Origin of the sequence: Aequoribacter sp. (assembly GCF_965659035.1) — a bacterium.
Classification (GTDB): domain Bacteria; phylum Pseudomonadota; class Gammaproteobacteria; order Pseudomonadales; family Halieaceae; genus Aequoribacter.
The window spans coordinates 1-10,804 of sequence record NZ_CBFHWH010000073.1 but is presented as its reverse complement, the minus strand read 5'-3'; the positions used below and the strand labels follow the sequence as shown (position 1 = coordinate 10,804).

The window sequence follows — 10,804 nt, the reverse complement described above, 5'->3', positions numbered from 1 at the left end:
ATCCAGCTCCCCAGCCTCAACAGCCCGACACAACACCAAACAGGCGCAAACGACCTCGCCCCAACGATCATTGGGCAAGCCTACTACTGCGACCTGCTTCACGCTGCTGTGTGCGGATAAAACATCCTCAACTTCGCGCGAAGCGATATTTTCCCCGCCGCTAATGATCATATCTTTTTTACGGTCTACGAGGGTTAAATACCCGCGCTCATCGAAGACCCCCAAATCCCCGGTTCGCAAAAATCCTGCGCCAATCGCACTCTCTGTCTCTTGCGAGCGCTCCCAATAGCCTGTCATGCATTGATCCGCCGCAACGCAGACCTCTCCCACCGAACCCGGGGGCAACACATCGCCCCGATCATTCCGGACACTGACCTCAACACCTTTCACGGGGCGTCCAACAGAACGCATGATGTTTGCATCCGTGAGCCCTGCGCGATGATCGTCAGGCATCAAAAAAGAGATACTGCCCGATAGCTCTGTCATACCGTAGCTTTGCGACAGCTCGATATCCAGAGTACTCAACAGCGTTTGCATGAGGGGTAGCGGCATGGCTGATGCACCATAACCAATAGCTCGAACACCTTTTAACTTCTCAGGAGAGTATCCCGGATGATCAAGCAGCATAGCAAGCATAGTCGGCGCTAGGCTCAAGGTAGATACCTGCCCTTGCTCACAAAGACTCAATACTCGATCGGCGTCAAACCCAGGCAGCAGCAAAACTGCGGCACCGTATCGATGCTGCAAAAAGACGTTGTGCGCCGACACATGAAACAAAGGAAACGGGTATAAGTACACATCGGTGTCTAAGACTGGGCGGCCCTGTGCGGCAGATTCCAAACCCGCTAAAAACGATTGATGGGTCAACATCGCGCCTTTGGGTTTACCGGTGGATCCGGAAGTGTGCAAAATCCATACGGGGAGGTCAGATGTCAATATAGGCAAGGCAGTCTCAGATGCTTTAGCTCTGCGCTCTACCAGGATTTCGATTCCCACGTGCTGAACCTTAAGCTCTACCGCCAAGCCAAGACTTTGCTGTTTAAACTCCGGACCATACACCAACAAACTGGGGCGCGTTGACTGCAGCTGATACCGCCACTCCGCGCCCGCCAAGCGAGTATTTAGTGGCACAAGCACTAAGCCTGCGGCGGAGCAGGCATAAATTAAAATAAGGTATTCGTTGCTATTCCACGCCAGAACACCAACTCGAGAACCCGGGGAATAGTTTTTAGCGAGATAACGAGCAAGTGCATCCACTTGCTGTGCTAAATCGCTGTAGGTTAATTCAGAGTCACCCAAAAGAGCCCAGGACTCGGGCGTGCAATGCGCGCGAGCACGAGGAAGATCGTGCAAAAACTGTGGCTGCACCATAAGAACCTACTGGATGACTGAGTCGTTATGCCGCGAGCGCTCTGTTGCGCCCCGATGACTTCGCATGGTATAGCGCATGATCTGCCCGTGACAACACTTTTGAGGGGGTCGTATCCGTGGTGTCGCGGGCGGCCACACCAATACTGACCGTCACCGAGGGGCCTACTGAGGAGCTTGGATGTGGAATCGACAAATGTTGCACCATGGATACCAACTGTTCGGCTTGTGCAAGCGCTTCATCAGCGGGATTTTCCATCACCACTGCAAATTCCTCGCCCCCGATTCTTGCGACCAAACTATTTCTAAATCCGGGATAAGCCATAAGTACCTGACCTATGCGTTTCAGACAATCATCCCCCGCTAAGTGACCCAGCGAGTCGTTGTAGAGCTTAAAGCAGTCCACATCTAACAGTAGGACAGTGAGTGGCGTTTGCTCTTCTATCGATCGCTTCCAGACGGTCTTGTACTCTTCATCAAAAAATCGGCGGTTACCCAAACCTGTTAGAAAGTCCGTTAAAGAAGCGGTTTTCAGCTGGCTATTCAGTGTCTCAAGCGCAGCAGATTTCTCCTCTAGCGCATCCGAGAGCTGCCGTAAATCATGTTCTAGCCGTTGCTGGTTCATTGAGATGGTTGCAACCACCATCGCCACCGAAGCCAGCACCATCATCATAATAAAAATGATATCGACATTCTGAAACGTCACGGGGTTTTGGTAAGACGACTCCAACAAGATATTGCCAAAACGCAAGACAGGAATGGCAATAGTTGCTCCAATCACAGTTAATGCCAAATAATCGCGCTTACCCAATACGCGTGGCAAATGCTCATAAACATTCCAACCGAGCAGGGCCACATAGGAAAAAACAAAGGCGCTAAACACCACCGAACGCAAGCCAATATCCGTGTTGTAGTAGACAAATACACCTTGCAAAACGGCATAGAGCAGCAAGCTCAGGCCATAGCTTCGCCACCGCGCAGGTCGCTCGATAAATACATTAAGCCCCAAGGATAATAAGGCAGGAAAGGCAACAATCAACACATTGCCAAGCCACAATGACAGCCAGACGGGCAAAAACAATTGTGCACCGAGTAACAAAGACCCGACACCATTAGACACAAATGCCAGAGCCCACAAACCAAAGCCCGGATAGGTCTCTCGCGTAGCTCTGTAGACCACCATAAGCGCAGGCATAACCAAACAGGTCATACCGGACACCAATATTACGGTCTGCTCGCTGAGCAAAGCCTGAGTCAGAATCGACTGATCCATTCATCTCGCCACAGGAATTTGTGGCAAGTCTATCACGCAACTTTACAAAGTCTAAATTTCTTAATGTATGTTTGCCATAACGCTTTATTGACCCGCATCAAAGCCCATTAAATGAAAAGCGCGCACAATCCTACTCAGCCTAGGAGATGAGTTATGAGCGCAGAAAATCCAAGCTTTGAGGTATCTATACAATTGGTCGACGGATTTCGGTTTTTGGTCGATTTCGGGGAGTTTGGCCAACTCGTGACCGATGAACCAGCACCTTTGGGTGAAGGCAAAGGCCCGAACCCCTCAAAGATGTTAGCCGCCTCTGTCGCTAACTGCTTAGCAGCGAGCTTGATGTTCGCGGTCCAAAAATTTAAGGAAGATCCGGGCAAAATCACCGCAAAAATTCACGGCGAGCTTTCGCGCATCGACCGGCGCTGGCGTATAGAGCACATGAACGTCGAATTAACTCTGGGCAATGCGCCCGACACGATGCCACATTTGGAGCGAGCTCTGTCGCAATTCGAAGACTTTTGTGTCGTAACCCAAAGCGTCCGCCAAGGTATCGACGTGAAGGTTACGGTGCGTGCTCCAGACGGGTCTTTATTGACCTAATCAGGCGCCTACAAAGGCAAGGTATCAAAGGCGCTGTTCGCCATAGCCGACCAACCGCGATTCGCGGCAGGACTTGCGGGGCTTGGGTGAGGAATACGATAAACCGGCACATCTAACGCGAGCTTAAGGGCGCGCTCTTCAGCGAAAACCCCGACGCCGACAATCGCGCCAGGCTCAATCAATTCGACGACTTGACGCAGCAAGTCATCGCAGATGCTATACAGCGCCTCTCGCTCATCTTTTTTGAGTTTATCCGGAGTGATGTTGCGACCCGTTTCCGCCATAAAAACCAATGGGCAAAAATTATGCACGAAACAGTCTTTAAAAAATGCGTCTGGAGAACCCCAGCGTTCTTGTGCCCAGCCCCAAAAACGTCGACCGGATACTTCGCTGCGTGTACATTCAAAACCCAACACTGGCCGTTTTGGGTGTTCGATTTCAGGCTGATCAACGGGCTCATTAATACCCAACCAATCGCGCACCATTGCAACTTCACCAAAGGGCACACCTGTTTGCACCATACCGTAGGGGCCCGGATTCATACCTAAAAGCAAGGCTTTCGGACGGTGCGATACAAAACGCTCTAAATAAACGTTATGCGGCCTAGCCGCGTACACCAATGGGTTGTATACGTGCGTTACCGGCTCGGCAAAGACGATTTTGGCTAGCGCATTATTGGCCAGCTTCTCATATTGCTCTATGTTCTGCGCTAAGTTCTGCATTCAACTGGCTAAAAACGCTTATGCAACACCAAGCTCAAGCAAACGCTCGTGCAAATAGCTTTCGGCTGTGTGTCTGGGCGACAGCACAACCTCAGGCCGCGGGTGCAAAAACAAAGGCAAAGACATTCGGCCCTGCGACAACTCCTCTCCCGAGGGTGTCGACACTTGATGCGTCGTTGATGGAAAGTATCCAGCCGAAACTTCTTGCAGCATATCGCCGATGTTAATTAACACCTGATCGGGCCGGTTGGGCACGTCAATCCAATCGCCTTCTTGCGACAGGATTTTCAGCCCTGGGCCGTCGGCAGCTGGCAATATTGTCAAAAAATTAATATCTTCGTGCGGGGCTGCGCGCGGTAACTGCTGCTGCCCCTCTGTCATCGGTGGATAGTGCAACACTCGCAGCAAGGATTGCTGGCTGGCTTCAATCATGGCACTTAGGGACTCGCTAAAGCACTGCGAAACATCAAGCGGAGAATACTGCTCAACCCAAGTGAGTAGTGTTTTGGCAAACTCCACCGCTTGATCGTAATAGCATTCTAGATCCGCTTTCAAGGTCTCAGGGCACCGCCCCCAAGGGTAATAGTGGTAGTACTCTTTAAAATCTCTTAAAGCGAAACCCTTGGCGTGCTCTGCTTGCTCTAGCGAAAAGTAACCATCTTGCTTTTCACGATCCATGGCGTAAGCAAACTTGTTCTGCGTTGCAAAAAACGCGCGCCAATCTCGATAGATCTTTTGAATCAGCCCAATATCCAAGGGATGATTTGAGAATGCGGCAAATCCGAAGGTTTTTAGTGATGCAACAAAGGCCTCGTCACAACCCGGAGAACCATATTCAATGACAGGTAAGGACCTGTTTTCGCTGTTATCTGACATCTCCCCCCCTAGGATAACGACAAGAAAAATCCTGCCAAAGCGGCGCTCATTAAATTCGCTAGAGTAGCCGTTAACAGAGCCCTAAACCCTAAGCGCGAGATATCGTCACGACGATTAGGCGCGACCGATCCAATACCGCCCAGCAAGATAGCGATCGACGAGAAGTTTGCAAACCCACAGAGCGCAAAAATAACGATCGCTTGCGATAGATCAGACATTTGATCCGCGACATCGACAAAAGCGACATAGGCTACGAATTCATTCAGTACAAGCTTCTGCCCAATTAAACTACCGGCGAGTTGCGCTTCGTCCCAGCCAATCCCCAAGGCAAATGCGATGGGTTGAAACAGGTAACCTAAAATCGATTGAATGGTAAGGTCCGGATAATTAAACAGACCGCCAGCCCAACCGAGAATACCGTTAGCGAGTGCGATTAACGCAATGAAAGCCAACAGCATGGCACCGATCGCCAAAACCATTTGCATGCCCGACATCGCACCAGACGCGGCTGCATCGAACACGTTAACGTACCGCTCTTCGGTAGTGTCATCGTCACTACCGGGCTGCACAGGCTTTCCCGTTTCGGGCACAACGAGCTTTGCCATCATCAGCGCACCCGGTGCAGCCATAAAACTGGCGGCTAGCAAATATTCAAGCGGGATACCCAGAGCCACGTAGCCGGCCATTACAGATCCAGCGATCGACGCCAATCCACCGACCATAACCGCAAACAATTCAGACTGCGTCATACCCGGTAGGTAGGGCTTAGCCACCAGAGGTGCTTCGGCTTGGCCAACAAACACATTAGCCGCCGCTGACAATGACTCGGAATGACTGGTGCCCAAAGCTTTTTGCAAACCGCCACCGATAAACTTTACCACCCACTGCATCACGCCAATGTGGTACAAGACGGCGATTAATGAGGAGAAAAACACGACGACTGGCAAAACGCTTAAAGCAAACACAAAACCTATGGAATCGCTGCTGACCAAGGATCCGAATAAAAACTCGATACCTACTCGAGAGTAGCCAAGCAGTTCCCCTACTCCGCCAGCCATGGACGACAACAATTGTTTGCCCCATGGGACAAACAAAACAAAACCACCAATCCCAGCTTGAAGCGCAAAAGCCACCGCAACCGTTTGCCAGCGAATGGCTGAGCGCTGCGTGGACAGAGCATAGGCGAGCAATGGTAAAAGCAAGATCCCAAGTAGGCTGGTCATAGGTAAATTCCGACGATAGTATTTTTAATCATGAGACGATACCCGCACTTGGGTTGAGCGAGAGGATAAAGCATTCTCCCCTGCAAGGGTAGCGATACACCCGACATCTGCGACAGCCAGACAACCGCATGACGGGCATTCCACATCACTCGCACCAAATTCAACAGCGACCTTGAGGGCATGTCAGGCTAACTCACCGTCTAATATGCCGAAGTACAAGGCCAGCGATTCAGGGTTTGATAGGCCCTCTGTATTGTTGACGGTTTCACCGTGAATAGCTTTACGCACCGGAATCTCCGAGATCTTACCACTGCGCGTTTTCGGGATATCAGCCACGGCTTTGATTACCGCAGGCACATGCCGAGGGGATGCACCCGTTCGGATACTGCGTTTGATGTTGGCGATAACTTCATCGGTCAAGGCCTGGCCCGCTTGCATCACGACAAACAAGACTACTCTAACGTCATCACCTACCCGCTGACCGACGCAAACACTCTCTAGTACCTCGGGGATTTGCTCGACTTGCCGATAAATTTCGGCGGTGCCAATTCTGACCCCGCCCGGATTCAACACCGCGTCTGAGCGGCCGTAAATAACAAAGCCACCCTCTGCCGTTTGCTCGGCAAAGTCACCATGGGCCCACACATTGGGGAACTGCGCAAAGTAAGCATCGTGATACTTACTGCCGTCAGCATCGCCCCAAAAACCGATCGGTGCACTCGGAAAAGGGCTGGCACACACCAGCTCACCCTTGTCTTGATAAATGCGCTCCCCGGCGTCGTTCCAAACTTGAACATCCATACCTAAACCAGCGCACTGAATCTGCCCAGCATGCACCGGCAATATGGGGTTACCCAACACGAAGCTACTAACGATATCGGTACCGCCCGAGATAGAGGCCAAACAAATATCTTGTTTGATGTCGCGATAAACGTATTCAAAGCTCTCGTGGGCTAAAGGCGAACCGGTCGAAAGCATAACCCTTAAGTGCGCCAAGGTATGCGGAGCGGCGACATACCCCTCTTGTTGAAGTGCCGCAATATAACGAGCACTCGCGCCAAAGGCCGTGACCTCCTCTTGATTAATCAGTTCGAAAAGCGCTGACGCCGAGGGATAAACTGGCGCGCCATCATACAAAATAATGGTGGCTTTACTGGCTAAACCACTAACCAGCCAATTCCACATCATCCAACCACAGGTGGTATAAAAAAATAAGCGGTCACCCTCGTGAATATCGGCGTGCAATTGATGCTCTTTTAAATGCTGCAGCAAAGTACCGCCGACGCTGTGCACAATACACTTGGGCTTACCCGTCGTACCCGAAGAGTAAAGAATGTACAAAGGGTGATTAAACGGCAGCTGCGTAAATTCGAGCGACGCGCCAACGCGCTCTGAGACCAAATCCTCAAAGTCGAAAACCGTGCTACCCTCGACCTGCCCGTCGTTAAGTAGTCGACTGACAACACAGGCTTGAACAGAAGGTAGGCTTGCCAAAATAGTTGAGACGCGCTCGCAGATGTCAAAGGTCTTACCGCTGTAATGATAACCATCACAAGTAAACAGCACTTTAGGTTCTATCTGTCCAAACCGATCTAAAGCGCCGTTGGTACCAAAATCGGGTGAACAGCTTGACCACACTGCCCCTAGACTCGCGGTTGCCAACATCGCCACGACGGTATCCGCCGTATTGGGTACCATACCCGCCACGCGATCACCTACGCCAACACCCTGCTCTTTTAAGAACGCCCGCACCGCCGCCACTCGCTGGCGCAACTGACCGTACGTTAGCGTTTGACGCCGCCCCGACTCCAAGCGCTCGATAATCGCCAAGGCCTCGTCATCGCCTTGCAAGCAGTTCTCGGCAAAATTCAACCGTGCACCTTCAAACCAAACAGCGCCTGGGAATTGATCTTCATGCAGCAAGGGTTGATCAGATTGAGATTTCGATACGACACCGCAGTAATCCCAAACCGCCTGCCAAAAATCGCTTTTGGCGCTGACAGACCAAGCGTGTAAATCACCATAATTACTGAAGTCTGTGCCGTATTTTTGACCTACAGCATCCATAAACGCGGCCATGTGTGTTTTCCGCACCCATTCTTTCGAGGGCACCCACAAAGGTATTGTCACCAAATACTCCTAGTATTTTATTGTTTTACTCTGCGACCGCTAAATCAAACTGGCCCCAGCTGGGGTCGTACAGCACGTCACCACTCGGTGCAGTGATAGAGCACTCGTCGAAGGTCATTAACACAAGCACGCCGTCTAAACGTGTGGAATTCAGATATTTAGCCTGAAAAACCACACCCGACGGGTAACGCCATTGCACCGTATTTCCAGCCACTAACCCTCTGTCAATTAACATTTGGTCGGTGACCGCACGCCATGCCCCCGCAGAAGATAAGCTGTCCGGCATGCCAATTGGCGCACTAAAACCCTGTGGGTGACGGCTTTGATCATGGCCGTTGATAACTTTACCTCGCCAAAGCAAGCTTGTGGGTCCCTCGGCTCGCACGTAGTAGGCTAGACCATGGACGTCTCTCGAGAAGGCAATTGTCTCCGACTCTATCGTAAGACCTGAGCTCAATTGATGCTGCATCAGTCTCGATACCTCTTCGTGATATCGCCGTAAGCGTCGATACGACGATCGCGCAAGTAGGGCCACCAGCGTCGCACCTGCTCAGTACGATCTAGATCCAAGGTCACCACTAACTCCGTAGCGCTTTTGGTATCAGCCTGAGCAAGCAACTCGCCTTGCCAACCGACAACCATACTTGAGCCCCAAAATTGCGAGCCCGCGGTTTGCCCACTGGGGTCACCTTCGAATCCTATGCGGTTAGCACTTAACACCGGCAGATTGTTAGCAACCGCATGCCCTCGCTGCACAGTAATCCAGGCCTCACGCTGACGCGCTTGCTCGTCGGTGGGGTCGTCTGGATTCCAACCAATCGCGGTTGGGTACAGCAAAACTTCCGCTCCCGCCAAGGCCATAAGTCGGGCGGCCTCGGGATACCACTGGTCCCAGCACACAAGAACGCCCAGTTTACCCACCGAGGTCTGAATAGGGGTAAACCCCAAGTCGCCCGGTGTGAAGTAAAACTTTTCGTAGTAGCCTGGATCGTCAGGAATGTGCATCTTTCGATAACAGCCTGCAATGGACCCGTCAGTCTCTAGCACTACCGCGGTATTGTGATAAAGCCCCGTGGCTCTTTTCTCAAACAACGAGCAAACAATCACGACGTTCAATTCAGCCGCCAAAGCCCCAAAGATGTCGGTGCTTGGACCCGGAATCGTTTCTGCTAGATCAAAATTGTTTGTGTCTTCGACCTGACAAAAGTACAAACCCGCGTGCAGCTCTTGCAGCAGAATCAAATTTGCTCCCTTCGCTGCAGCTCGCCTAATACCTTGCACACTGGTAGCGACATCCCCAGCATAGTCGCCGGTATTTGCGTGTTGAACGACGCCAACGGTTATCTCACGACTCACAATTCACCACCTTTTTGGGTATTTGCATAGTGACACAGTGTAAACTGCCATTTTGTTCGATCAATGCTCGGCAATCCACGGGGACAATGTCTCGATTCGGGCAAGCCTTAGCAAGCTGTGCCAAAGCCGCGCCATCTGCCACATCGTCACCATAAGTCGGCGCAATCAATGCACCGTTCACCAATAGAAAATTGACGTAACTCCCACCCAAACGCCGTCCCTCATTGTCGAAGACTTCGGGCAGCTCAATCGGCACAAGGTTATAAGGCGCACCATTAAGCTGCCGTAAAGCCTGCAACTCCAGTGCCATTGCCTGCAACTCGCGGTAATGCGCATCTTTGGGGTTGCTACAGGCCATGTGCACGATGGTTTGCTCGTCCACAAAACGGGCCAAGGTATCGATGTGGGCATCGGTATCGTCACCTTCTAGCTCACCGTGATCCAACCACAGCACTCTGTCTACGCCCAAAGACGACTGTAAACGCCGCTCGATTTCCGCCTCATCGAGATCTGGGTTGCGATTAGGGTTCAGCAGACACTTACGGGTGGTCAGCAAGGTTCCTAGACCGTCGGTTTCGATGCTTCCACCTTCCAACACCCAGACTTGCGTTTCGGTTTGGTTGTGATTCAGCAAAGGTTGGCGAAAGAGCTGCTGATTAATGTCGTTGTCCGCCGAGGCATTAAATTTCCCGCCCCACGCATCGAACTGAAAGTCCAGCAGCACGGGCCCCGTCTCGGAAAAAGTCGAGATAAAACCAAAATCTCGAGCCCAAGTATCGTCGTAAGGCAAAACCAAAAAGATGACACGATCCGAGTCGACACCTGAACTGCTTAAGATGGCTTGTGCCTCGATCTGAGTTGATTCATCTCGGCACAACAACAGAACGCATTCATACCGCGTGATGGCAACAATGATATCTCGATAGCACAACCTAGCGGCGTCTAGGTTGCCAACCCAGTCGGTCTCGGCATGAGGCCATGCCAGTAACACGCCCCACTGTTCTTGCCACTCGGGCCACAATCGGCGCGTCATGACACCCCCTGAAAAAGTCACCATTCTATAAGAACAGTGAGGTATGGTCGATGTTTTAGCGTACTTCGAGAGTTGAATGAATCCCGAGGTTTCGATGAATGTTACTCGACTAACCAGTTGCCTTGCCGTTCGATGATATTTGACCGAAATGGCTCAGGTATCGCGATCGACTTTCGAGTGTCAGGATCCACGAACACCTGAGTGATTATACCGCGTGCCAGAA

At 51.5% G+C, this 10,804-nt stretch carries 10 protein-coding genes; 1 reads left to right on the top strand and 9 read right to left on the bottom strand.

What is annotated here, in order from left to right:
- Together ACTF5Z_RS09620 and ACTF5Z_RS09615 are read right to left on the bottom strand one after the other, a co-directional pair.
- Positions 1 to 1,371, bottom strand: a 1,371-nt coding sequence (locus ACTF5Z_RS09620) for an AMP-binding protein (RefSeq protein WP_438985448.1), incomplete at its 3' end; no start/stop codon positions are given.
- Positions 1,372 to 1,396: 25 nt separating this feature from the next.
- A complete protein-coding gene (locus tag ACTF5Z_RS09615) occupies positions 1,397 to 2,641 on the bottom strand; it encodes a GGDEF domain-containing protein (RefSeq protein WP_438985447.1) in 1,245 nt (414 codons plus the stop codon).
- Positions 2,642 to 2,794: 153 nt separating this feature from the next.
- Between ACTF5Z_RS09615 and ACTF5Z_RS09610 the strand changes: the two genes are divergently transcribed.
- Positions 2,795 to 3,241, top strand: a complete 447-nt coding sequence (locus ACTF5Z_RS09610; protein ID WP_423849895.1) for an OsmC family protein — start codon at positions 2,795 to 2,797, stop codon at positions 3,239 to 3,241.
- An 8-nt stretch (positions 3,242 to 3,249) separates the two neighbouring features.
- On the opposite strand, the gene ACTF5Z_RS09605 is transcribed toward ACTF5Z_RS09610, so the two are convergent.
- The 7 genes from ACTF5Z_RS09605 to ACTF5Z_RS09575 all read right to left on the bottom strand — a co-directional run bounded on the left by ACTF5Z_RS09605 (position 3,250) and on the right by ACTF5Z_RS09575 (position 10,581).
- Positions 3,250 to 3,963, bottom strand: coding sequence for a uracil-DNA glycosylase family protein (locus ACTF5Z_RS09605; RefSeq protein WP_438985446.1), 714 nt, complete (start codon positions 3,961 to 3,963; stop codon positions 3,250 to 3,252).
- Between the two features lie 18 nt (positions 3,964 to 3,981).
- The gene (locus tag ACTF5Z_RS09600) at positions 3,982 to 4,839 is read right to left on the bottom strand and encodes a 2OG-Fe(II) oxygenase family protein (RefSeq protein ID WP_438985445.1); all 858 of its coding nucleotides are present in this window, start codon (positions 4,837 to 4,839) and stop codon (positions 3,982 to 3,984) included.
- 8 nt (positions 4,840 to 4,847) lie between these two features.
- The gene (locus ACTF5Z_RS09595; RefSeq protein WP_438985444.1) at positions 4,848 to 6,062 is read right to left on the bottom strand and encodes a NupC/NupG family nucleoside CNT transporter; all 1,215 of its coding nucleotides are present in this window, start codon (positions 6,060 to 6,062) and stop codon (positions 4,848 to 4,850) included.
- A 183-nt stretch (positions 6,063 to 6,245) separates the two neighbouring features.
- A complete protein-coding gene (locus ACTF5Z_RS09590) occupies positions 6,246 to 8,192 on the bottom strand; it encodes an acetoacetate--CoA ligase (protein WP_438985443.1) in 1,947 nt (648 codons plus the stop codon).
- 25 nt (positions 8,193 to 8,217) lie between these two features.
- The gene (locus ACTF5Z_RS09585) at positions 8,218 to 8,661 is read right to left on the bottom strand and encodes a hypothetical protein (RefSeq protein ID WP_438985442.1); all 444 of its coding nucleotides are present in this window, start codon (positions 8,659 to 8,661) and stop codon (positions 8,218 to 8,220) included.
- Positions 8,661 to 9,548, bottom strand: coding sequence for a carbon-nitrogen hydrolase (locus tag ACTF5Z_RS09580; RefSeq protein ID WP_438985441.1), 888 nt, complete (start codon positions 9,546 to 9,548; stop codon positions 8,661 to 8,663). Before ACTF5Z_RS09580 ends, ACTF5Z_RS09585 begins: the two co-directional genes overlap by 1 nt.
- Positions 9,538 to 10,581, bottom strand: a complete 1,044-nt coding sequence (locus tag ACTF5Z_RS09575) for an agmatine deiminase family protein (RefSeq protein ID WP_438985440.1) — start codon at positions 10,579 to 10,581, stop codon at positions 9,538 to 9,540. The genes ACTF5Z_RS09580 and ACTF5Z_RS09575 overlap by 11 nt, the downstream gene beginning before the upstream one ends.
- Positions 10,582 to 10,804 lie beyond the last annotated feature (223 nt).

Bases quoted from the DNA above. Each gene is read 5' to 3' on its own strand.
- ACTF5Z_RS09615 (WP_438985447.1), bottom strand. From the start codon at position 2,641: ATGGATCAGTCGATTCTGACTCAGGCTTTGCTCAGCGAGCAGACCGTA.
- ACTF5Z_RS09610 (WP_423849895.1), top strand. From the start codon at position 2,795: ATGAGCGCAGAAAATCCAAGCTTTGAGGTATCTATACAATTGGTCGAC.
- ACTF5Z_RS09605 (WP_438985446.1), bottom strand. From the start codon at position 3,963: ATGCAGAACTTAGCGCAGAACATAGAGCAATATGAGAAGCTGGCCAAT.
- ACTF5Z_RS09600 (WP_438985445.1), bottom strand. From the start codon at position 4,839: ATGTCAGATAACAGCGAAAACAGGTCCTTACCTGTCATTGAATATGGT.
- ACTF5Z_RS09595 (WP_438985444.1), bottom strand. From the start codon at position 6,062: ATGACCAGCCTACTTGGGATCTTGCTTTTACCATTGCTCGCCTATGCT.
- ACTF5Z_RS09585 (WP_438985442.1), bottom strand. From the start codon at position 8,661: ATGCAGCATCAATTGAGCTCAGGTCTTACGATAGAGTCGGAGACAATT.
- ACTF5Z_RS09575 (WP_438985440.1), bottom strand. From the start codon at position 10,581: ATGACGCGCCGATTGTGGCCCGAGTGGCAAGAACAGTGGGGCGTGTTA.